Annotated in this window: 18 protein-coding genes, 1 other RNA gene and 2 pseudogenes; 9 read left to right on the top strand and 12 right to left on the bottom strand. The window is 69.4% G+C overall.

Annotation, left to right across the window (positions count from 1 at the left end):
* Window positions 1–50 precede the first annotated feature (50 nt).
* Window positions 51–815, top strand: coding sequence for a class I SAM-dependent methyltransferase (locus ACFKCF_RS03400; RefSeq protein WP_394490459.1), 765 nt, complete (start codon window positions 51–53; stop codon window positions 813–815).
* Here ACFKCF_RS03400 and ACFKCF_RS03395 read toward each other — a convergent pair.
* From ACFKCF_RS03395 to ACFKCF_RS03385, 3 genes are all read right to left on the bottom strand, one after another.
* Window positions 812–1,771 carry a diiron oxygenase gene (locus ACFKCF_RS03395; protein ID WP_394490457.1) on the bottom strand — a complete coding sequence of 320 codons (960 nt, stop codon included), beginning with the start codon at window positions 1,769–1,771 and terminating at the stop codon, window positions 812–814. The two genes, ACFKCF_RS03400 and ACFKCF_RS03395, sit on opposite strands and share 4 nt — an antisense overlap.
* A 63-nt stretch (window positions 1,772–1,834) precedes the next feature.
* On the bottom strand, window positions 1,835–2,434 hold the full coding sequence (locus tag ACFKCF_RS03390) for a TetR/AcrR family transcriptional regulator (RefSeq protein ID WP_394490455.1): 600 nt from the start codon (window positions 2,432–2,434) through the stop codon (window positions 1,835–1,837).
* Between the two features lie 82 nt (window positions 2,435–2,516).
* Window positions 2,517–3,854 carry a sensor histidine kinase gene (locus ACFKCF_RS03385; protein ID WP_394490453.1) on the bottom strand — a complete coding sequence of 446 codons (1,338 nt, stop codon included), beginning with the start codon at window positions 3,852–3,854 and terminating at the stop codon, window positions 2,517–2,519.
* A gap of 159 nt (window positions 3,855–4,013) precedes the next feature.
* Here ACFKCF_RS03385 and ACFKCF_RS03380 point away from each other — a divergent pair, with 159 nt between their 5' ends.
* The 3 genes from ACFKCF_RS03380 to ACFKCF_RS03370 are packed head-to-tail and all read left to right on the top strand — an operon-like array spanning window position 4,014 to window position 7,681.
* The gene (locus ACFKCF_RS03380) at window positions 4,014–5,180 is read left to right on the top strand and encodes an acyl-CoA dehydrogenase family protein (RefSeq protein ID WP_394490451.1); all 1,167 of its coding nucleotides are present in this window, start codon (window positions 4,014–4,016) and stop codon (window positions 5,178–5,180) included.
* Window positions 5,177–6,193 carry an acyl-CoA dehydrogenase family protein gene (locus ACFKCF_RS03375; RefSeq protein WP_394490449.1) on the top strand — a complete coding sequence of 339 codons (1,017 nt, stop codon included), beginning with the start codon at window positions 5,177–5,179 and terminating at the stop codon, window positions 6,191–6,193. The genes ACFKCF_RS03380 and ACFKCF_RS03375 overlap by 4 nt, the downstream gene beginning before the upstream one ends.
* Window positions 6,194–7,681, top strand: a complete 1,488-nt coding sequence (locus tag ACFKCF_RS03370; protein ID WP_394490447.1) for an AMP-binding protein — start codon at window positions 6,194–6,196, stop codon at window positions 7,679–7,681.
* Here ACFKCF_RS03370 and ACFKCF_RS03365 read toward each other — a convergent pair.
* From ACFKCF_RS03365 to ACFKCF_RS03335, 7 genes and pseudogenes are all read right to left on the bottom strand, one after another.
* Complete coding sequence (locus ACFKCF_RS03365) at window positions 7,663–8,784, bottom strand: C45 family autoproteolytic acyltransferase/hydolase (protein WP_394490445.1); 1,122 nt, start codon at window positions 8,782–8,784, stop codon at window positions 7,663–7,665. The genes ACFKCF_RS03370 and ACFKCF_RS03365 overlap by 19 nt on opposite strands.
* Before the next feature lie 44 nt (window positions 8,785–8,828).
* Window positions 8,829–9,007 (bottom strand): annotated as a pseudogene (locus ACFKCF_RS03360) (DNA-binding transcriptional regulator); the annotation flags it as partial.
* 18 nt (window positions 9,008–9,025) lie between these two features.
* A complete protein-coding gene (locus ACFKCF_RS03355) occupies window positions 9,026–9,919 on the bottom strand; it encodes an NADP-dependent oxidoreductase (RefSeq protein WP_394490755.1) in 894 nt (297 codons plus the stop codon).
* Between the two features lie 12 nt (window positions 9,920–9,931).
* Window positions 9,932–10,825 (bottom strand): annotated as a pseudogene (locus tag ACFKCF_RS03350) (zinc-binding dehydrogenase); the annotation flags it as partial.
* A 65-nt stretch (window positions 10,826–10,890) separates the two neighbouring features.
* Window positions 10,891–12,321 (bottom strand): Nramp family divalent metal transporter, encoded by a 1,431-nt coding sequence (locus ACFKCF_RS03345; protein ID WP_394490444.1) that lies wholly within the window; start codon window positions 12,319–12,321, stop codon window positions 10,891–10,893.
* A gap of 36 nt (window positions 12,322–12,357) precedes the next feature.
* Window positions 12,358–13,143, bottom strand: coding sequence for a GNAT family N-acetyltransferase (locus ACFKCF_RS03340; RefSeq protein ID WP_394490443.1), 786 nt, complete (start codon window positions 13,141–13,143; stop codon window positions 12,358–12,360).
* Window positions 13,144–13,224: 81 nt separating this feature from the next.
* Window positions 13,225–14,670 (bottom strand): flavin-containing monooxygenase, encoded by a 1,446-nt coding sequence (locus ACFKCF_RS03335; protein WP_394490441.1) that lies wholly within the window; start codon window positions 14,668–14,670, stop codon window positions 13,225–13,227.
* A 94-nt stretch (window positions 14,671–14,764) separates the two neighbouring features.
* On the opposite strand from ACFKCF_RS03335, the gene ACFKCF_RS03330 reads away from it, so the two are divergent.
* The 4 genes from ACFKCF_RS03330 (at window position 14,765) to rnpB (ending at window position 18,075) form a co-directional block, all read left to right on the top strand.
* The gene (locus tag ACFKCF_RS03330; protein WP_394490439.1) at window positions 14,765–15,565 is read left to right on the top strand and encodes a Nif3-like dinuclear metal center hexameric protein; all 801 of its coding nucleotides are present in this window, start codon (window positions 14,765–14,767) and stop codon (window positions 15,563–15,565) included.
* Window positions 15,566–15,567: 2 nt separating this feature from the next.
* On the top strand, window positions 15,568–16,308 hold the full coding sequence (locus ACFKCF_RS03325) for a zinc ribbon domain-containing protein (RefSeq protein ID WP_394490437.1): 741 nt from the start codon (window positions 15,568–15,570) through the stop codon (window positions 16,306–16,308).
* Entirely contained in the window at window positions 16,305–17,651 is a 1,347-nt protein-coding gene (locus ACFKCF_RS03320) for a histidine phosphatase family protein (protein ID WP_394490435.1), read from the top strand. Before ACFKCF_RS03325 ends, ACFKCF_RS03320 begins: the two co-directional genes overlap by 4 nt.
* A gap of 36 nt (window positions 17,652–17,687) precedes the next feature.
* An RNA gene (gene rnpB, locus ACFKCF_RS03315) (RNase P RNA component class A) lies at window positions 17,688–18,075 on the top strand.
* A 54-nt stretch (window positions 18,076–18,129) separates the two neighbouring features.
* Here rnpB and ACFKCF_RS03310 read toward each other — a convergent pair.
* Window positions 18,130–18,582 carry a tyrosine-type recombinase/integrase gene (locus ACFKCF_RS03310; RefSeq protein WP_394490433.1) on the bottom strand — a complete coding sequence of 151 codons (453 nt, stop codon included), beginning with the start codon at window positions 18,580–18,582 and terminating at the stop codon, window positions 18,130–18,132.
* A gap of 549 nt (window positions 18,583–19,131) precedes the next feature.
* On the opposite strand from ACFKCF_RS03310, the gene ACFKCF_RS03305 reads away from it, so the two are divergent.
* Entirely contained in the window at window positions 19,132–19,608 is a 477-nt protein-coding gene (locus ACFKCF_RS03305) for a hypothetical protein (protein WP_394490431.1), read from the top strand.
* Window positions 19,609–20,305: 697 nt separating this feature from the next.
* On the opposite strand, the gene ACFKCF_RS03300 is transcribed toward ACFKCF_RS03305, so the two are convergent.
* The gene (locus ACFKCF_RS03300) at window positions 20,306–21,373 is read right to left on the bottom strand and encodes a hypothetical protein (RefSeq protein ID WP_394490429.1); all 1,068 of its coding nucleotides are present in this window, start codon (window positions 21,371–21,373) and stop codon (window positions 20,306–20,308) included.
* Window positions 21,374–21,595: the final 222 nt, after the last annotated feature.

Raw genomic sequence — 21,595 nt, 5'->3', positions numbered from 1 at the left:
AGATCAAACCTTCCAGCAACGACGAAACGAACCCGTATATGGTCCCATCCATGACTGACCTGTTCGGCGGCGCGGCCCCCTACTACGCGAAGTACCGCACCGATCACCCGGATCGGGCGATCGAGCACCTGGCGAGGACGTTCGGCCCGGACGGCACCGTGCTCGATCTCGGCTGCGGCCCCGGCACGGTGGCGATCCCGCTGGCGCGCAGCGTGCGCGAGGTCCTGGCGGTCGATCCCGACGAGGAGATGCTGGAGACGGGCAGGCGGCTGGCGGCGGAGGTGCGCAACATCCGGTGGCTGCGCGGCGACTCGACGAGGCTGCGCGAGCTCCCGGCGTTCGGCCACATCGTCATGGGCCGGTCGTTCCACTGGATGGACCGCCGCGCGGTGCTGGCCGAGCTGGACGAGCTGCTGCCACCCGGCGGGGCCGTGGCGCTCGTCGGCCCGGGCCGCGAACCCGTGGAGGAGCCCTGGGAGCCGACGATGCGCCGGGTGCGCGAGCAGTTCGACGCCAACACGTTCACGGCCACGAACTCCTTCCAGGCCAGCGGCGAGCACCCCCACGACGTGCTGGTCACCTCGCCGTTCAGCGAGCTGGAGTCCGCCATGTACGAGCACCGCGTGACGTACGACGTGGACGCCGTGATCGGCCTGCAGCTGTCCTACTCCTACAGCGCCCCGGCCCGCCTCGGCGACCGGCTGGAGCCGTTCAAGGAGGCGGCCGGGAAGGCGCTGCTCGATCTCGACCCCTCGGGGACGTGGGAGTACACCGTGGCCACCGAGGTGCTGATCGCCCGGCGGCCGGCCGGCTAGATGCCCATCGCCCGCCAGATCCGCCGGGTGACCGGGTTGATCAGGCCGATCTCCGCGCACAGCTCCCGCGTCCTGCCCACCGAGTCGTGGATCTCCCGTTTGGCGGCGGGATTGCGCAGGTAGACCTCGGCGACCACGTGGGCCGGGATGCGGAAGCGCCGGATCATCGGCCCAGGGGGCGCCAGCATGATCCGGGCCATCACGCCCAGGATGACGGGCGAGATGATCCCCAGCAGGAGCCGCCGGTACGCGGGCATCCGGGGCACCCGGTTACGCAGGTAGTGCCGGGCGAAGGAGATGTGCCTGGCCTCCTCCGCGATGTGGATGCGCATGATCGTCTCTTCCAGCGGATGATGCGCCCGCTCGTCCTTCAGCACCTTGCGCTGCACGTGGTCGATCGGATCCTCGCCGCCGAGCACGAACACGAAGAACAGCTCCGTCGAGATCAGCGGGATCCACGGCGCCACCTGCGCGATCACCGACAGCGGCCCGGGCATCCCGCGGACCGGTAAGCCGGTGCGGTTCACGAACTCCTGGAACATCATCCCGTGATGTCCCTCTTCGATGGTCTCGTGGTAGACGTACCGGAATTCCGGTGATCCGTTGGGCAGCCGGTAGGCGTAGTTGAGCAGCCCGCGCTTGAGCAGGTTCTCGAACTGCAGCCCGATCTTCATCGCGGTGGCCACCCGCCACAGCCCGATCTCCGCCCGCACCTCGGGCGGGCGGCTGCGGTACCACGGGTGACCGCCCAGTTTGTCGACCTCCGGCAGCTCCCAGCGGGGATCTGCCGGGTCCACGGCGAACTCCGGGTCATCCCACGGGATGTCCCGGTACGGCTCCCAGTGCTTGTCGACCGACGCCTTCGAGAGCCGTTCGATGACCGCTCGGTAGGCGCTCCTGCTGGCGACCTGCTCGTCGCGTTCGCGGGCGGCGGCAGAGCTCGGTGCGGATGCCATCGCGTGCTCCTCTCCTCGCCGCTAATTGTACGGAGCATCCAATAGCGTCGGAAGAGGGGAGGGTCACAGGCTTTCCGCAGAGAGCCCGAGCTCGGCCGCGGCGGCCGTACGGATCAGCATGTTCACCTTGCGCCTGGTCAGCACCTTGGGATGCACGTGCGTCTGGATCGCGAGCCCGTCCACGAGGGCGAGAATCCGCCACGTGGAGGCGTCGGGGTCGTCGCACTTGAACTCGCCGCACGCCATGCCCGCCTCGATGATCGCGCGTAGGAGCAGCCGGCCCCGGGAGTCGAGGCGGCGCGAGATCTCTTCCAACTCCGAGTTGCGCATCGCCTCGGACCACGCGTCGATCCACAGCCGCCATCCCTCGGTGGGGATCGCCGGGGAGGAGAGCCTGAGCAGGGTGCGCAGCCGTTCGAGCGGCGTGCCCTTGGACTCCTCGATGTGTTCGAGCGAGTGGAGATGCTGGCGGGCGGCGTAGGTGAAGGCCTGCGCGAACAGCCGATCCTTGGTCTCGAAGTGGTAGAACAGCAGCGCCTGACTCACTCCGGCGGCTCTGGCGATGTCAATGGTCCGGGTATGCCCGAACCCGCGCTCCGCGATGACCTCGCAGGCCGTCTTCAGTAAATCCTCGCGCCGTAATCGGCTGAACCCTGAAGTCACAGCGAGTAACTCACCTCCCATGCCTGGTAATCGTGCGCGCCCAGAAATCCATCAAAGGGCGGAAAATTTCTCATACCCACATTCACTCCTTTCGTATCGGCAATCGCAGCACGAAGCGCGCGCCGGTGTCGGAGTCCTCGATCCTGAGGGTGCCGCGGTGGGCCTGCGCGATCTCGCGGGCGATGGGCAGGCCCAGCCCGGTGCCGCCGGCGTCGCGGCTGCGCGAGGCGTCCAGCCGGGTGAACCGCCTGAAGACCACCTCGCGCTGGTCCGGCGCGATGCCCGCGCCGTCGTCGAGCACCTCCAGCACGGCCTGCTCGTTTCTGCGCAGGGTCACGATGATCGTGCTCTCGGCGTGCCGTTCGGCGTTGTCCAGCAGGTTCGTCAGGAGGCGGGCCAGCTTGAGCCGGTCGCCCGTGACGACCACGCCGGGCTGCAGCGCGGTGACGATCTTCTTCGACCGCGGCCTGGTGGTCTCGGCGGCGACCAGCTCGGCCAGGTCGACGGACTCCAGCCGCGACGGGGCGCCCGCTTCGAGCTTGGCCAGCGTCAGCAGGTCGGCGACGATGTTCTGCAGCCGGTTGACGCTGGCCATCAGCTTGTCGCAGGTCTCGCGCCAGTCGTTCTCCTCGGGGGCGAGCATCGCCGCCTCGAGCTCCGCGCGCATGGCGGTGATCGGGCTGCGCAGGTCGTGGGAGGCGTCGGAGGCGAACCGGCGTTGCTGCTCCATCGCGACCTCCAGCCGGGCGAGCGTGTGATTGGCGGCCTCCGCGAGCGCCTTGATCTCCTCGGCGTTCTCCGGCACGGGCACGCGCATGGTCTCGTCGCCGTAGCCGATGTCGTTCAGCCGCCGGGTGATCTGGTTGACCGGCACGAGCGTCCTGGCCACCACCTTGGACACGCCGAACCAGGTGATCGCGACCAGCGCCACGCTCACCACGATCAGCACGGCGATCACGGAGGGGTGGATGTACCAGGGCACCGTGGAGTCGTAGGCGTAGACGAACCAGTCGCCGGCCTCGTAGTAGACCCGGACGGCGGCCGTGATGTGGCAGTCGCCGTCAAGCTGGGGGAGCCGGCACAGCACGTCGGTGCGGCTGGGGCTGTTCGGGTCGGGCACCACGGTGGTCAGGCGCGGCTTGCCGTCCAGGTTCGGCGTCGAGGCCACCACGCGACCGGTCGAGTCGACGACCTGGATGCCCCTCAGGTCGAAGTTCGTCAGGGGGTGCAGGTGGTTGCGCTGGATGTCGTGGCCCACGTGCAGCGCGGCACCGGTCACCTCCTTCGTGCGGATGCTGACGGCCGTGCTGTGCCCCACCCACAGGAAAAGCGAGCCTGCCGACAGGCACAGCAGTGCCATGGCGACGCTGGCGAACAGCGCCAGGCGCGCGCGAATGGACCGGCCCAGCCGTTCGATCACACCCAATCCCCCCGTGATCAGATGATCACAGTACGTGCCCCCGCATCGAATTAACGGAGATTCAGTGACAAATCACGCTAAAAGAGCTGCGGAACAGTGCTCTATGCGGCATCCGGTCGCCTGACTAGAGTAAGTGAGCACTGATGCCAAGGAGTCGATGTGAACCTTGCTGACTATCGGCGCTCCGCCAGGGCCTGGCTGCAGGCGAACGTCCCAGCGGACGACCGGCCCGGGGGAGACGCGATCGCCCGGGCCAAGGAATTCATGGCCAAGCTCCACGACGCCGGCTACTCCGGCATCACGTGGCCGCGGCGGTGGGGCGGCCAGGGGCTGACGCAGGCGGAGGAGCGCGCGTTCGCCGCCGAGGCCCGCGGCTTCACCCTCCCCACGTACGTCTTCTCGATCGGCCTCGGCATGACCGGGCCCACGCTGGTCGACCGGGGCACCGACGCCCAGCGCGAGCGGTTCGTCCGGCCGCTGCTGCGCGGCGAGGAGATCTGGTGCCAGCTCTTCTCCGAACCGGGCGCGGGCAGCGACGTGGCCAGCCTGCAGACGCGGGCCGAGCGCGACGGCGACCACTGGATCGTCAACGGCCAGAAGGTGTGGACCTCGGTCGCCCACCACGCCGACTGGGGGCTGCTGCTGGCCCGCACCGACGTGGACGTGCCCAAGCACAAGGGCCTGACCATGTTCGTGGTGGACATGCACCACCCCGGGGTCACGGTCAGGCCGCTGAAGGACATGACCGGCAGGTCCAACTTCAACGAGATCTTCTTCGACGACGTCCCCATCCCCGACGAGCACCGCGTGGGCGAGGTCAACGACGGCTGGAGCGTGGCCGTCACGACCCTGCTGCACGAGCGGCTGTCGATCTCGGCGGGCGTGGGCATGAGCGGTCAGAAGGAGGACCCGACCTCGCTGGAGGCGCTGCGCCGGGTGGTCGACACCGGCGACCCGCTGGTCCGCGACGAGCTGGTCGAGCTGCACATCCGCAGCCGCGCCCTGGCGCTGTTCAACCAGCGGCTGGCCCAGGAGACCGAGGCGGGGATCTTCCCCGGCGCCCGGGGCAGCGCCGCCAAGCTGCTGCTGGCCGAGCTGACCATGTTCCAGGCCGATCTGGCCACCCGGCTCGCCGGCCCGGAGGCCGTCCTGGGCGACTCCCCGCTCGCGCAAGCGATCTCGCTGGCCCCGGCCATGTCGCTGGGCGGCGGCACGAATGAGATCATGCGCAACATCGTGGGCGACCGCGTGCTCAACCTGCCGCCGGAGCCCCGGATGGACAAGACCGTGCCGTTCAAGGACCTGAAGGTGGGGACGCAGGGGTGAAGCTCGTACTCGATGAGGAGCAGCGGCAGCTGCGTGCGGCCGTGCGCGACTTCCTGCGCACCGCCTCGCCGCTGCCCAAGGCGCGGCACGGCTACGACCCGCAGGTCTACGCCAGGCTCAACGGCGAGCTGGGCCTGGCGGGACTGATCGTTCCCGAGGAGTACGGCGGCGCGGGCGCGGGCCTGGCCGAACTGGCGGTCGCGCTGGAGGAGACGGGCGCGGCCCTGCTGCCCGGCCCGTTCCTGGCCACCGCGTTCGCCGCGATCGCCCTGACCGGCGCTCCCGACAAGGAGCTGCTCGCCGCCGTGGCGGAGGGCCGCACCACGGCCACGCTCGCCCAGGCCCCCGTCGACCTCGACGGCGGGGCCGTGCGCGGCACGCTGGCGCAGGTGCTCAGCGGTATGGAGGCCGACGTGCTGGTGGCGCCCGCGCGCAGCGGCGACGGCGACCTCCTGGTCGCCGTCGAGCTGGCCGGGCCCGGCGTCACCAGGACCCCGCTGGAGACGCTCGACCTGACGCGCGGCCAGGCGCGGGTGGTCCTGGAGGGGGCGCCCGCCCGCGTGCTGGGGCCGGCGCCGCAGGTCGGCGACCGGCTGTGCGTGGCGCTGGCGGCCGAGCAGCTCGGCGTGATGCGGGCGGCGCTGGACGCCATCGTGGCCTACGCCAAGATCCGCGTCGCCTTCGGCCGGTTCATCGGCTCCTATCAGGGCGTCAAGCACAAGCTCGCCGACATGCACTGCAAGCTCGAACAGGCCGAGTCCATCGTCAGGTACGCCGCCTGGGCCGCCGACGAGGCGCCGGACGAGCTGCCCGGCGCCGCCGCCCTCGCCCAGGCGTACGTCGGCCGCGCCTGCTTCGAGGTGGCCCGCGACCACCTGCTGCTGTACGGCGGCATCGGTTTCACCTGGGAGCACGACGCGCATCTGTTCTACAAGCGGGCCAAGGCGGACGAGGTGCTGCTCGGCCCGCCCCGCATCCACCGCGCCCGCCTCGCAGACCTGCTGGAGCTCTAAGTGGACGTCAGCCAGCTGCCGGGCTTCTACGCCATCGCCGCCGCCGACCCCGACCGCCTCGCGGTGATCGACTCCGACGGCACCAGGACGTCCTACGGCGAGCTGCTCGCCCGGGCCAACCAGGTGTCGCACGGCCTTCGGGCCCGCGGGCTCGGCACCGGCGACGTGGTGGCGGGCGTGCTGCCCAACGGCATCGACGCCATCGTCATGGTCATGGCGACCGCGCAGATCGGGCTCTACTACGTGCCGATCAACTGGCACCTGACGGCGTCGGAGGTGGCGTACATCCTGGCCGACTGCGACGCCAAGGTCGTGGTCACCGGCCCCGACCACGCCGTGCCCGGCGGGGAGATCGGCACGGCCGGGCTGGCCGGAGGGCAGCCCGCCGACGCGCCCGGCGAGCGGACCTCCGGGGCGGTCATGTGGTACACCTCCGGCACCACCGGCTTCCCCAAGGGCGTGCAGCGGCCGCTGCCGGGCGTCGCGCCCGAGCAGATGGTGCCCGCCTACCAGTGGTTCCTCGGCGAGGTCGTGGACCTCAAGCCGGGCGACGACGTCCACCTGGTGACCTCGCCGATGTACCACTCGGCGCCGTGCGCGCACACCCAGTTCGCGCTGCACCTCGGGCACACCGTGGTCGTCGCGCCCAAGTTCGAGCCGGTGACGATCCTGGAGCTCATCGAGCGATACCGGGTCAACAACGCGATGATGGTGCCGACCATGTTCCACCGCATGCTGCAGCTGCCGGAGGAGGTCAGGGGCAAGTACGACGTGTCGAGCCTGCGCCAGGTCATCCACACCGCCGCCGCCTGCCCCGTCGCGGTCAAGCAGCAGATCATGGACTGGTGGGGGCCGGTCCTCTACGAGTACTACGGCTCCACCGAGTCGACGATCGCGTTCGCGGTCAAGCCGCACGACTGGCTGGCCAGGCCCGGCACGGTGGGGCGGCCGGCGCCCACGTTCGAGGCCAAGATCGTGGACGAGGACGGCGCCGAGCTGCCGGCCGGCGAGCCCGGCCTGATCTACGTCAAGTCGGCCATGGGCAGGTTCGAGTACCGCAAGGACCCGGACAAGACGGCCGCCAGCATGCTGGGGGAGTGGTACTCGCCGGGCGACATCGGATACCTGGACGAGGACGGCTACCTGTTCCTGTGCGACCGGCGTACCGACCTGATCGTCTCCGGCGGGGTGAACATCTACCCGGCCGAGATCGAGGCCGCGCTGCTCGAGCACCCGGCGGTGGCGGACGTGGCCGTCATCGGGGTGCCGGACGAGGAGTGGGGCCACCACGTGGTCGCTCTCGTCCAGCCCGCCGAAGGGGTCACGCCCGGCCCCGAACTCACCGCCGAGCTGCTGGAGCACTGCGGGCCGCGCATCGCCAGGTTCAAGCACCCGAAGGAGATCGAATACCGCTCCCTGCTGCCGCGCACGCCCACGGGCAAGCTGTCGCGCTCCAAGGTGCGCGAGGACTACCTGTCGGAGGCGTGAAAGATCAGCTCCTCGCTGTAGCGCCGGCCGTCTCCCAGGTAGAAGCGGGCCGACAGGGTGCGGTCGGCGGTGTCGAAGACCGTCGTCCACAACGTGCGGAACGGCAGGGCCGGGTCCTCGGCCTGCTGGACCGCGCGCAGGTGGTCGCGCAGCTCCCGCGGTGACACGGTGGCGCCCTTGCTGCGCTCGTAGAGCGTGCGCAGCCGCTCGTAGGTCCTGAAGCCGCCCGGGGTGTCCTCGGGCAGCTTCATCGGGTCGGGGTGGCGGTGCAGCAGGTGGTTGGTGACGCAGAGCGGGCCGTCGCCGAGCTGGACGATGTGCTCGCTGCCGTCCCTGCCGCGCTCCCACACGAACGCCTGGCCGTTCGCGTCGGCCACCAGGTAGTGCAGGGAGGTGCCGTGGTCGTACTGCTTGGCGCCCAGGAGCGCCTGCTTGGCCTGCTCCACGTTCTCGCAGGTCTCGACCAGGAACCTGGGCAGCTGCACGCTTCCCACCCCGACCTGCGGCGAGACGTGCTCCGGCGGCGCGGCGTGCTCGAAGTCGGCCACCAGCAGCGTGACCGCCAGGCCGGCCGAGTTGATGCCGTCCATGCAGCCGTCCAGGTCCGACATGGTGATCACGGTGGAGGCGAGCCCCTCGTCGGGCACCGTCGTGATCACGTAGGGGCGCGAGGCCATCGGCAGCTCGCCCGGCCTGGGCGCGGTGCCCATCACCTCGCTGCTGGTCAGGGGGAAGAAGTCGTAGTTGCGGCCCACCCGGCCGTGCCCGTCCGTGGCGGCCGACGGCGGGATCCACAGGGCCGAGCAGCCGGAGCCCTCGGGGACGTAGCCGAGCCCGTCAAGGGCCAGGTCGTCCTGGTCGGGGTCGAGACCGAGGGCCGCCGCCGCGCCGTCCAGGCGGGCGTGGTGCTGCGGCCAGTGCCGCTCGAACCAGGTCCTGCGGGCCCGGTTCACCGCCGGGTCGGCCGGCATGGGGGCCCAGCCCAGCCGCCGTGCCTCTTCGGTGAGCGCCCTGCCGATCTCGAACTGGCTGCCCTTGAGGGTGAGGTGGTGCACGAGCTGGAAATCGTCCTTGCCGCCCGCCACCCGCGTCATGTTCTTCATGCCGCCGAGCCTGACGCCGCCCGCTGACCGCGGCCCTACCGTTCGCTGACCGCCCGCCGCCCGGCCGCCACCGCGACGGCCTCCTCGTCGTCGAGCGGCGGCGCGGCAGCGCGGGCCCGGCGCCCGGCCGGTAGCCGCCCGCGACCCCGGGCGTGGCCTGCACGGGGCCGGTCCAGTACAGCAGGGACAGGAGCTTCAGCAGGCGTGCCGAGGCTTCCAGCATGGAGACCAGTGCGCCGCGCTATCGCGGCAAGGCGCCTTCCGTGTTCACCACGATCTTGCCCAGGAAGTGGCCGTCCTCGCTGCGCCGGTGCGCGTCGGCGATCCTCTCCAGGGGGAACGCCGCCGCGATGGGGATCCGTACGTTTGCGTGCTCCACCGGCCCTTTCGCGCCACCGGAGGAGAAGCGCACGCCGAGCCTGGCCGCGCCGGCCCGGTCGGCGATGCTGATCACGTGGGCGGGGTCGCCGGCCAGCTTCACCGACAGCTCCAGCTCGCCTCTGCCCGAGGCGTCCAGCACCCGGTCGACGGGGCCGGGAAGGCGCTCCTCCAGGCCCTCGCCGTACGTGACCGGGTGGACGCCGAGGCCGCGCAGGAAGGCGTGGTGGCGCTCGCCGGCCGTCCCGACGACCCGGGCGCCCGCGGCGAGGGCGAGCTGCGCGGCGGCCAGCCCGACGCCGCCCGCGACCGCGTGGATCAGCAGCGTCTGGCCCTTCTCCAGGCCCAGCCCGCCCAGCGCGCGCCGGGCCGTCTCGACGGCGACGGGCAGCGCGGCGGCCTCCTCGTACGTCAGATCGTCCGGCTTGGCCGTCAGCAGGCTCGCGTCCGCGATCGCGTGCGTGGCGGCGGCCCCCGCATCGACCTGCCCGAACACCGGATCCCCCAGCCGCCACCCGGTCACGCCGGGGCCGATGGCGTCGATCGTCCCGGCCAGTTCGAGCCCGGTGCCCTGAGGCTCGCCGAGGGGCGCGCCCATGAGGCCGCGGCGGAGCTTCCAGTCGATGGGGTTGACCCCGGCCGCCCTGACCGCGATCCGCACCTGTCCCGGGCCGGGCTGGGGGAGCGGGATCTCCTCCAGCGCCAGCACCTCCGGACCGCCGTGGGCGCGGTAGCGGGCGGCCTGGGCGGTGACCAGCAGGACCGCCTTGCCGACCAGCTCGCGGCTCGCCAGGGCGGCGTGGGCCTCGTGCGCCCGCTCCAGCGGCACGGCCAGGCCCACGACGGTCGTGAGGCTGTCGTGCTCCAGGGCCCGCACGGCCAGCCGCCGGAACTCGTCCGGGGCGAACTGGACCTGCTCCATGCCCACCACCCGCGCGGCCCCGGCCTCGATCCGGGCGGTAGAGCCGCTGGGCACGCCGTAGGCGAAGAACGTGCCGCCGGGCTCGACCAGCTCGTACGCGGCGCCGCCGACCTCCCCGCCCACCCCGTCGAAGACCACGTCGAAGGGCCCGCCGAGCTCGTCGTAGTCGACGGCCTCCGCCGCGCCCATGGCCAGGGCAGCCGCCCGCTTGGCCGCGCCGTGGGCGGCGGCCGTCACCTGAGCCCCCGCCGCACTCGCCAACCCCACGATCGACAGCCCCAGCGCCCCACCGGCCCCCGTGACCAGCACCCGCGTCCCGGGCTTCAGCTCGGCCGCCTCCACCAGGCTCAGAGCCGCGGGCCCGACCTGGATCAGCGCGGCCGCCCGCCACAGGGGCACCTCGTCGGGCACCGCCACCACCGTCTCGACGTCGGCCACGACCCGCTCGGCGTACGCGCCGCCGCCGGGCAGGAACGCGGCCACCCGCCGCCCCGCCCACGCGTCGTCCACGCCGTCGCCCACCGACAGCACCCGCCCGGCCACGCCGGTGCCGGGCACGAACGGCGGCTCGCCGGGGAACCACTCCCGTCCCCACCCGGCCCGCAACTGCGCGTCGAGCGACATCACGTCCACCACGGACACGCCGATGAGCACCTGCCCCGGGCCGGCCTCCGGCTCCGGCGCCTGCCGGACCTCCAGCACCTCAGGACCGCCGAACCTGGTCACCTCGATCACGTTCATGCGGCCGAGTCTGCAACCTCAAGTGAGGTTGAGGTCAACTTCCGGGGCAGGTCACTCCCTTCTGATCAGCCGAACAGCTTCTGCGCCTGCTGGATGACGACCAGCACGGTCAGCGTGCCGAAGAAGGCCACCGACCAGATCAGCGCGCCGAGCCGGTACGAGCGCACCTTGATGGGCTCGGGCAGCGACCGCCGGTTGAGGACGATCAGCAGGATCGAGTACACGAACATCATCACGGCCGCGAAGCACGCCGAGAACACCAGCAGGATGAGCGGCTGGTCGAAGCCCGCCATCAGGACCGCGATCCCGATCAGCGCCATCGCCCAGACGGTGTAGAAGTAGACGCGGTTCACCGAGACGGGCTTGTCACGCAGGTAGACCGTCTTGATCGTGTCGGAGGCCAGCCGCGAGGTGTAGTCGACGATGCCCATGGCGGAGGCGAACAGCGCCAGCGCGCCGATCAACCAGAACAGCACGCCGAACCAGGGCCCGACGACCTCCTGCAGCACCTCGCCCTCGACCTGCAGGAACTGGATGCCGTTGGCCAGCCCCTCCCGGCCGAACACGGTGGAGTAGGCCAGCATCGACATGAACGCGATCGTCAGGAACGACACCACGGCGAACGTCCAGGCCTGCTCGATGTTCGCGAAGCGCCACCACTGCCGCCACCGCGCCAGGTTCTCCTTGGTGGGCGCGAACTGGAAGCCGGTCGAGGCGGCCGCCTCCTCCTGGCCGGTCACCGGGCTGACCAGGCGCGGCACGTACTGGCCCATGCCGAAGCCCTTGTCGCGGATCCAGTTGCTCTGGCAGAGGTTCTGGCCGCCGCCCGCGCCGGCGTAGGCGATGGCACCCATCAGCACCGAGAACTCCAGCGCCGGCACCGGCAGCCGGGCGCCGACGGTCAGGCCCTTGCCCAGCTGGACCCAGCTCTCCGCGTTGATCGCGAACAGGACGGCGACCAGGATCAGCGTGGCCACCAGGATGATCTTCACGAAGATGACCCGTTCGAGCGCGGTGTAGATCACCGGCGCCAGCGTCAGGCCGAGCGCGATCACGACGAGCATGCCGATGGCGATCCACCGCACGCTGCTCGCGCCCGACCCGGTCAGGTACGTCACCATCGTCGCGGACGTGGTGACCCAGCCGGGCCAGAGGTTCGAGCAGAGCGTCATCACCACGAAGACCAGGCCCCAGTGTTTCCACATGCGGCTGAAGCCGGTGAGCGCGGTCTCGCCGGTGGCCAGCGTGTAGCGCTCGATCTCCATGTTCAGGAACCACTGCGTGATGATGCCGATCGCGGCTCCCCAGACGAAGATGAGCCCGACTTGGGAGGCGATGTACGGCCAGAGAATGAATTCGCCCGACGCCAGCCCCACACCCGCGCCGACCAGCCCCGGGCCGATGATGCGCCAGGTCGATCGGGGAGGGTCGGGCAGGTCGCGGACGGTGACGGACGGTAGGACTCGCGCGGGAACGGTCGGGGTGAACTCCGCCATGCGAATCTCCTTGCTAAGCGTTGCCTAGCCGCCACATTACAGAGACCGGAAACTCTGGTGGAATGCCTGGTTAACCTGCGTGACCACGTATTCACCGCGATCGGTGAAACCCACGACACGCCGGCCCTCCTTCATGAGCCGGCCGAGCGTGTCCCGCACGGCCAGCCGCCACGCCGCGGCGGCCGCCGGGTCCTCGCGCCGCAGCCGCTCGACGTCGGCCGGCGTCCCCACGAGCACCGTGCCGCCCCGCGCCTCCTTGGCCACGGGCCACCCGCCCTCGTCCGACAGGAGCGCCTCGGCGTTTCGGCGGGGGTGTTCGCCGGGTTTCGCCGTGTCCGTGAGGCGCCACACCGCCAGCAGCCGGTCGGAGGCGTCCCCTTCGTTGATCGCGTCGGCCATCTTCCCGTAGAAGTCCTCCAGGTACTCCTCCGGCATGGCGCCCAGCTTGACCAGGTTGAAGCGCGCGTTCCTGCGTACGAGGGGGTCGAACGTCCAGGTGATCCGCTCCAGCCCCTGACCCAGGCACCACTCGCGCTGATGCGCCTTGAGCGCGTGGCCGATGCCCTTGCCGATGACGGCGCCGGTCACGTGCGAGTGCAGCGTCCGCTCCGCCGCCCTGAACCCGACCGAGGCGCCCACGAGCGTGCCGCCCTCGTCGTACGCGCCCGCCACGTAGTTGCCCGTGTGCGCGAACCCGATCATCAGCTCCATGGTCACGGGCGGATTGTTCGGCGCGGGGTGCCAGATGTCGTCGAAGAGCCGGTACACCTCCTTGAACTCGTCGATCTCCCGCAACTCCCTGATCTTCACGCCACCGTTCATGCCTCCATTTACGCACGTCCGCGGGTGGCCCTGTCGCGGGCCTCCGTGTGGCCCTTCGTCGGCCTCTCGGCGCCGTCGCGGCTACGGCGCCGACAGGCCGACGGGCCGGTAGGCGGGGGCCGAGGGTCTGGCGGTGAGCCGGCGGTAGAGGGTGGTGGGGCCGGGCCAGTTGTTCGTCACGCGGCCCTCGGCCGTCTTGTACCAGCTCTGGCAGCCGCCGCCCCACACCATCCGCGCCATCGCCGCGTCGAGCTGCCCGCGCCAGGCCGCCATCACCTCGGGCCGCACCTCGATCGGCCCGTTGGCGGACAGGTACGGCAGGCAGGACATGATGTGCTCCACCTGACACTCGATCATGAAGACGATGGAGTTGTGGCCGAGGTTGGTGTTGGGGCCGTACAGGAGGAAGAGGTTGGGGAAGTTGGGCACGGAGATGCCCAGGTACGCCTCGGGGCCGCCCTTCCACTGCTCCTCCAGCGTGCGGCCGTCGCGCCCGGTGATCTCCATGGGGGCCAGGAACTCGGTGGTGCGGAAGCCGGTGGCGTAGACGATCGTGTCCACCTCGTGCGGGCTCTCGGTGGTCTCGACGCCCGTGGGCGTGATCCGTACGATCCTGTCCGTCACCACGTCGACGTTGGGCCTGGTCAGCGCGGGGTAGAAGGCGCTGTCGATGACCACGCGCTTACAGCCCGGCGGGTAGTCGGGCGTGAGCTTGGCCCGCAGCGCCGGGTCGGGAACCTGGTCGTGCAGGTGCCGCAGGGCGCGTTTCTTGAGCAGGTCCGCGCTCCAGCCCTGGGCTAGCGCGGGGTAGAGGGTGGCCTCGGCGTACCGGTAGAGCCACTCGCGGTAGGCGCGCTGGAGCCCGGGGACGAGCCGGAACCCCAGCCTGGCCAGCGGTCCGAAGGTCGCGTCCGGCTTGGCGATGACCCAGTTGGGGGTGCGCTGGAAGACGTACAGGCGCTCGGCCCGCTCCGCGACGCGCGGGATGAACTGGGCCGCCGACGAGCCGTTCCCGATCACCGCGACGCGGCGGCCGGTGAGGTCGTGGTCGTGGTTCCAGCGGGCGGAGTGGAAGGAGACACCCCCGAAGTCCGGCATTCCCGGAATGTCGGGGAGGCGGGGGCGGTTGAGCTGGCCCGCGCCCGTGACGACCACGTCGAACGGCTCGGTGCGGTCGCCGCTCGTCACCTGCCACCTGGTGCCGTCGAACTCGGCGCGCCGGACTTCGGCCCCAAACCGGATTTTTCGCCTGACGCCGTATTTATCGGCGCAATGTTCAAGATATCCAAGAATTTCGGGCTGTTCTGGGTAGCGGCGGGTCCAGCTCGCGTACTTCTCGAACGAGTACGAGTAAAGATGCGAGGGAATGTCGCATCCTGCCCCGGGGTAGCTGTTGTCGCGCCAGGTGCCCCCGAGGTCGTCAGCCCTCTCGAAGACCGTGTACGAGCGGATCCCGGCCCGTTCGAGCTGGATCGCCATGCACAGTCCGCCGAACCCCGCTCCGACGATCGCGACGCTTGGTGACATGCCGCCCTCCGCAGGTCAGGATTCACTTACATTACGCCGAACGCCGTTCCACCGACACCCTCTCCCGTGCCGATAGTCTGCGCAGGTGGCTGCTGTGTCGTTGACGAACGTGATCGAGGTGCTCGAGGCGGCCTATCCGCCCGCCCGGGCCGAGTCGTGGGACGCCGTGGGGCTGGTCTGCGGGGATCCGGCCCAGGAGGTGCGCCGGGTGCTCTTCGCGGTCGACCCGGTGGCGGCCGTGGCCGAGGAGGCCCTGGAGTGGGGGGCCGACCTGATCGTCACCCACCACCCCCTCTACCTGCGCGGCACCACCAGCGTGGCCGCGACCACGCCGAAGGGCCGCCTGATTCACACCCTGATAAAGAACGACATATCCCTTTACACCGCCCACACGAATGCCGACGTGGCCAACCCCGGCGTGTCCGACGCCCTGGCCAGAGCCGTGGGCCTGGTGGGCGACCTGGTGCCGCTCCAGCCGTTCCCGGACGACCCGTGGCGAGGTCTGGGCCGCATCGGCGAGTTGCCGTCGGCGACGACGCTGGGCGACTTCGCGGCCCAGGCGTCCAAGGGCCTGCCCCGCACGTCCTGGGGCATCCGCGTGGCAGGCGATCCCGACCGGCCCGTCAGCCGCGTCGCGGTCAGCGGCGGCGCCGGCGACTCCCTGCTCGGCACGGCCAAGGCGGCCGAGGTCGATGTGTTCCTGACGGCGGATCTGCGGCATCATCCGGCGAGCGAGTTCGTGGAGTCGGGCGGGCCCGCGCTGATCGACGCCGCGCACTGGGCGACCGAGTGGCCCTGGCTCGACAGCGCGGCGTCCATCCTGCACTCCAGTGGCGTTACCGTTGAAACGCGCGTCTCCGCCACGGTCACCGATGCTTGGACAAAAGGATATTGATCATGAAAGCAGCCCCTGAGGCACAGAAGAGACTGCTCGACCTGGCAGAGCTCGACTCCGTGATTGATCGGCTGGCCCACCGCCGCCGCACCCTGCCCGAGCTGGCCGAGATCGACGAGCGGTCGAAGCTGTTCGCCAAGGTCTCCACGCAGGTGATCGAGGCCGAGACCCAGGCGGGTGACCTGGCCCGCGAGCAGGCCAAGGCGGAGAGCGACGTCGACGCCGTGCGCACGCGTGCCGACCGTGACCAGAAGCGCCTCGACTCGGGCGCCGTGACCTCGCCGCGCGACCTTTCCAGCCTGCAGTCCGAGATCGCCTCGCTGCACAAGCGTCAGGGCGACCTGGAGGAGGTCGTGCTGGAGATCATGGAGCGCAAGGAGGCCGCCGACACCAAGGTCACCGACCTGATCACGCAGCGTGACGAGCTCGCCGCCGCCCTTTCCACCGCCGAGGCCCGCCGCGACGAGGCGCTCCAGGGGATCGACAAGGAGGCTTCGGAGGTCCAGGGCCGCCGGAGCGGCGTCTCCGGCGAGATCCCCGCCGACCTGCTCGCGCTCTACGAGAAGCTCAAGGACCAGTACGGCGTGGGCGCCGCGATGCTGCGTGGCGGCCGGTGCCAGGGCTGCAAGGTGGCCCTGTCCATCGCCGAGATGAACCGCATCAAGGCCGCGCCCCACGACGAGGTCCTCCGTTGTGAGGAGTGCCGGCGCATCCTCGTACGTACTGCAGAGTCAGGCCTGTGACCTCCTACGTCATCGAGGCGGACGGCGGCTCGCGCGGCAACCCGGGGCCCGCCGGCTACGGCGCGGTGGTCATGGACGCCTCCGACGGCCAGGTGCTGGCGGAGGCGGCCGAGGCCATCGGCGTCACGACCAACAACGTCGCCGAATACCGCGGCCTGATCGCCGGCCTGCAGGCCGTGCTCCGGCTGGGCGGCGACGGCGCGCCGGTGGCCGTACGGATGGACTCGAAGCTGGTCATTGAGCAGATGGCGGGCCGCTGGAAGATCAAGAACGAGGGGCTGCGGCCGCTCGCGATGGAAGCCGGAGCGCTGGTCAGGCGGCTGCGGGTGACGGAGTGGACCTGGATCCCCCGCGAGCGCAACAAGCACGCCGACCGCCTGGCCAACGAGGCCATGGACGCGGCCGCCAAGGGCCTGACCTGGAAGACCACCGGCACCACCCACCCGGAGGCACAGGCAGAGCCTCCGGCCGCCGCCGGACAGCCGCCGACAGGTGCGGCACAGCCGTCGTTGGCCGAGGCGGGACAGCCGCCGACAGCCGGGGGACCGCCCCCATCGCCCCGCACCCCGCGGCCCACCGCGCCCCCTCCCGTCGCCCAACAGACAGACGTCCTCGACATAGGCGCCATCTCCGAACTATCCGCCCCGACCGCCTCCACCGCCGCGGCCCAGCAACGCACGGCCAAGGCGCCCGCCAAGGGCACCGGCTGGGCCCCGCCCACCCGCGTGGCCACGTCCCTGCTCCTGCTCAGGCATGGCGAGACCCCGCTGTCCGTGGAGCGCAGGTTCTCGGGCAGGGGCGACGCCGAGCTCACGCCCAACGGCCTGGCCCAGGCCGCGGCGGCCGCCGAACGGCTGTCGCGCGAGCCGTACCGGCTGGATGTGATCGTCAGCTCGCCCCTCAAGCGCGCCAGGCAGACCGCCGAAGCGGTCGCCCGGCGGACCGGGCTCGAGGTCGAGGTGGACGAGGACCTCCGGGAGCTCGATTTCGGCGACTGGGAGGGCCACACGTTCACGGAGGTCCAGCGCCGCTGGCCCGCCGAGCTCTCCGCCTGGCTCGCCGACCCGGAGACCGCGCCGCCGGGCGGCGAGAGCTTCGCCACGGTCGCCCGCCGCGTCCAGGCAGCGGGGGAGCGGCTGGTGGAGCGCTACGAGGGCAAGACCGTCCTCGCGATCTCCCACGTGACGCCCATCAAGATGCTGCTGCGGCTGGCCCTGATGGCCCCTCTGGAGTCCCTCTACCGCATGCATCTCGACGTGGCCTGCCTGTCGCTGATCGAGTACTACGCGGACGGTCCGGCCGTGGTGAAGTCGTTCAACGACACCTCACACCTGCGCCGTTGACCGGAAACGCCGCGGAGCTTGGTAAAGTGCTGCTGACGAGTCGGCCGGGCGACCGCGTCGGGCCATCCGGCCCGCCGAGGAAGGTCCGGGCTCCACAGGGCAGGGTGGTCGGTAACACCGACCCGGGGTGACCCGCGGGACAGTGCCACAGAAAGCAGACCGCCTCCCGGTCGACGGGAGGTAAGGGTGAAAGGGTGGTGTAAGAGACCACCAGCGCCCACGGTGACGTGGGCGGCTAGGTAAACCCCACCCGGAGCAAGGTCAAGAAGGGACGCTCTCCGGAGCGTCCCGCGCGCGACGTTCGAGGGCTGCCCGCCCGAGCCGCGCGGGTAGACCGCTCGAGGCCGCCGGCAACGGCGGCCCTAGATGGATGGTCGCCCCTTCTCACGAAGGACAGAACCCGGCCTACAGGCCGACTCGTCACTCAATCCCTCTCTGACCTGGGAGGGAACGGGCATGTCCCAAGATCAGGGCACGCTCAGGGCACATTCAGCGATGGTCCGAATGCCCTGTCGAGCGCTTCTCTGGCTCTGGCGGAGGCTTCGGGTACGAGGTGGCCGTACAGGTCCACGGTGGTGGTGATCGACTCATGGCCGAGCCACTTGGAGACCTCCGAGATGGGAATGCCGGAGGCAAGAGCCGTACTGGCGAAGGTGTGACGCAGGTCGTGAAAGGTCGTGTCGGGAAGCAAGCCCGCCGCCGTGATCGCAGGCTTCCAGATCTTCGCGTTGAAGTAATCGCGACGGATCAGGTTGTCACGTAGGGCCGTACGGAACAGGACATCAACCGGCTCGTACTCGGCGATGTGCTTCCGTAGGGCGACACCAAGGAAGTCGGGCATAGGCACCTCGCGCACCGACGCAGGGCTCTTGGGAGTGCCGAGCATGGGACGGCTCTTGACCACGATGACCTGTTGGTCCACCGTGATCATGCCCGTCTCGAAGTTAAAGCGGCCCTGCCCGGGCCGCACGCGCCGCCGACGCGGCACGGGCCGGGCAGTCCCGCTTGGGCTCCCGCGCCCGACCCGTCACAACGCCGGTCGGCTGGCGCGGACGAAGGGCAGGGCCGCAAGAGCAGCGCACTACTCGGGTCACGGGGCTGAGCTCATCAGCGCACCTGTTGCCGGCGACAGAGCCGGGGTTAGAACATGCCTCCGGCGCTCCGGCTCCGGCTCCGGCTCCGGGGCGGCCAAGATCGCCGCGAACGGTGGCTGAATGGTTGAGGTGAAAGCCTGCCCGCCTGCCGACGTCCCAGGGAAAGCCCTAGCAGACCAGCCGGGGGGCCGCCTCCGCTCCATCACGGCCCTGACACCGAGCGCGCGACCGGGCAGCCCCGCGGCTGGCCCGCTACCCCTGCGGGTGGGACGACGGCAGACGGGCAGGGCAGAGCAATTGTGGTCGGCAATATCTCCGACATACCTCAAATATACCGCCCCCTCATACGATCTCATCGTTGGTATCTCTCGACGAAAGGCGGGATCATGAGGAAACCGGCTAGCTCAGTCATGCGGCGATTCGCTGTGGGGCTTGCAACATCCATGATCGCCATTGGCGGAGTAGCGATTACACCGCAAGCGGCTTCAGCGTCTCCCGGCTTTCTGTACACCAAGTGGGGTGCGACATGCAAGAAGGGGACCGCAAAAAAGACCTACGATACCGGCATCTCGCGATACAAAGTCGGCGAGCAGCACGTCAGCTTCGTATGGGGATACCCTGAGGGGAAAAGCACCACTCGGGAAAAAGCCTACAATCTCGCGGAAGTCGTTGCAATCTGCACTAAAGGCATCGGGCCTAATCTCTGGAAGTGGAGGATGGACTACTATGGCCTTGAGCGCGGGAAGGTCAGTCGACTGAGGTTCGCGAAGCAGCAGTGCAACCGAACCGGAACCTGCAGCGGGAAGTCATACGGCATTACGTACGGCGCGTGGCGGGCGGGCTGGACTCACCTGAAGGCGTGACGAAAGGGGTCTTCGCCACAGGAACGACAGATCTGACGCCCAACCTGAGTGACAAAAAGAATGGCATTGAAGACGCCCACGGAAACCTACTGATGCCCTACGATGCACATGAACAGAGGGGTTGACCAGGCAAAACGCAAGGTCAGGAGACATCCCCAAAGCTTCGCATCGAAGAAGTCAGGATGGTTGACAGCCCGACGGAAACGTCTGAAGCATGATTGGCGGAAAGGTCGAAGGGGAGCCAGGCCGGGAGCCACCCACGATGAACTCGCCTGGACAGGACTGAACACCACTGACCGACACGACCTCGCGCCTGAACCAGCACGAACTGATCAACATCACGAGATTCTGGTTCGAGTCCTATCGTGAGACTCCAGACGACACAGCTTCTCTGCAGGGCACAGCCAGGGCACATCGCACCGCAAGATGACGTCGGACAACGACGAGTAACCACAGCGTTTCTGCAGGTCAGGAAACCCTTCGCATGCATTGCCACAGGTCACGATCATGCCGAATTAGAACCCGGCCCACAGGCCGACTCGTCACCCTCCGCCCCTTCGAGGAGCGGAGTGCCCTTCATGATCTCTCGTTCCGCCCCTGTTCCGTGATCTTGGGGAGTGGAAGTGTGGGACAGGGTGTTACCGCGGGCCAAAGAGCAGGACGTCGCTTGACGAGCGTGAGCTCCGTGACCTGAGCTCTATGGCGTTCTTTGGACTCCAGGGTGCATGACCTCGTAGCTGTTTTCGCCGTCCAAGTGCACCACACGCAGGTACGTGTCCTCCCAGATGCCTTCCGCCGCCTCATCCGTGAGTTCGGCGGCATCGCCACCCGTCCAACAAATGTGCGTCTTCGTCGCTTGGCCTTTCAGATAGGCGACACCTCTCTGGCCCTCGCAGATCGAATAGCTCGCGTCTCGCCAGCCCGCACCCAGCGAGCACGGAACAGCGCGTTGCGCCTCGGTCGAGCATTCAGCCATCGCTTTACGCCATTGACCGTCGCAGGTGTCCGCCTCGTGGAAGACGCCTTCCTTGATGTCGCGGAGGCAATAGATCCTCATCCGCTGGCCGAAAGCGCATTCATTGGGAGACAGTTCCGCGTCTGAACAGGTGAGGAACTTGTCGAGCAGGTCTGTACACCCGACCTTCAGCGCGCGACAGACGCTCAGCACCTCAAGATAGGTGGCACAGAACGGGTCGCTCCCTCTGGGGTCATCGCGACATTCATAATAGGAACGCCGCGGGTCTCCGCATTCGACGAAGGGGTCACCGTACGACCCGGGGCAGCGCAGGTATTCTCGTTCGGCGGCCGCACAGACCTGGTCGGAGCGGGCGGGAGTTCCTGTGCGGCAGGACAGATAGGAGCCGGCCGAAGCGTCGCACATCCTGGAAGTGACGGCGTTCGTCCGTGCGCCATATCTGCATTCGAACCAGACGATCAAGTCGCGATGGCACAGAATGGCCGCGTTCTTGACGTGGTGCTGCTCCATGCATGCGTCGAACCTGGGAGTCGCCTTCTCTCTGGGATCTGTCTTGCGGCAGTCCAGCCCCCTGGGCCCGTCCCCCTTCGGGCAGGTCTCATCCGCCGCGACGTTCTCGTTCGTTCCGTACCAGGTCGGCCCTGGAGACGGGACCTTCGATACGGCGACCGCAGGGGCACAGGCGGTAAGCAGGACCATGATGAGGAGAACGGCCAGCCCGTTCCGGGAGCCACGCCTCGCCGACCCCATCAGTTCCTCTTCCGACAGCGTGCTACGTGCGGGAATCAAGCAAAGCACCTCTCCTGTGTGGCGGGGAAGGACATGATCGGCTGACAGCCTGAAAGGCGGTCAGGTGGGGACAATGCTGGGCCCTCCGTCGCCGCGCATGGCGTGCGTGGGCGCGGGAGAGAAAATGCGTGGCGGTCTCCGAGTGCCTGACGTTATTTTCTCCATGGGCGCGGAGGACGTGCCCTTTCTGCGGCTTTCCATCAGCAGATCGGAGGTGCGGAG

It is taken from the genome of Nonomuraea sp. JJY05, from assembly GCF_043496855.1.
In the GTDB taxonomy this organism is placed as follows: Bacteria; Actinomycetota; Actinomycetes; order Streptosporangiales; family Streptosporangiaceae; genus Nonomuraea.
Note: the sequence above shows the minus strand (reverse complement) of the source record. Positions and strands in the feature narration are given on the sequence as shown.

What these genes read in the sequence shown, in the direction of transcription:
- ACFKCF_RS03400 (WP_394490459.1), top strand. Translation starts at nt 51, where the DNA reads ATGACTGACCTGTTCGGCGGCGCGGCCCCCTACTACGCGAAGTACCGC.
- ACFKCF_RS03395 (WP_394490457.1), bottom strand. Translation starts at nt 1,771, where the DNA reads ATGGCATCCGCACCGAGCTCTGCCGCCGCCCGCGAACGCGACGAGCAG.
- ACFKCF_RS03365 (WP_394490445.1), bottom strand. Translation starts at nt 8,784, where the DNA reads ATGAAGAACATGACGCGGGTGGCGGGCGGCAAGGACGATTTCCAGCTC.
- ACFKCF_RS03345 (WP_394490444.1), bottom strand. Translation starts at nt 12,321, where the DNA reads ATGGCGGAGTTCACCCCGACCGTTCCCGCGCGAGTCCTACCGTCCGTC.
- ACFKCF_RS03340 (WP_394490443.1), bottom strand. Translation starts at nt 13,143, where the DNA reads ATGAACGGTGGCGTGAAGATCAGGGAGTTGCGGGAGATCGACGAGTTC.
- ACFKCF_RS03335 (WP_394490441.1), bottom strand. Translation starts at nt 14,670, where the DNA reads ATGTCACCAAGCGTCGCGATCGTCGGAGCGGGGTTCGGCGGACTGTGC.
- ACFKCF_RS03325 (WP_394490437.1), top strand. Translation starts at nt 15,568, where the DNA reads ATGAAAGCAGCCCCTGAGGCACAGAAGAGACTGCTCGACCTGGCAGAG.
- ACFKCF_RS03310 (WP_394490433.1), bottom strand. Translation starts at nt 18,582, where the DNA reads ATGATCACGGTGGACCAACAGGTCATCGTGGTCAAGAGCCGTCCCATG.
- ACFKCF_RS03305 (WP_394490431.1), top strand. Translation starts at nt 19,132, where the DNA reads ATGAGGAAACCGGCTAGCTCAGTCATGCGGCGATTCGCTGTGGGGCTT.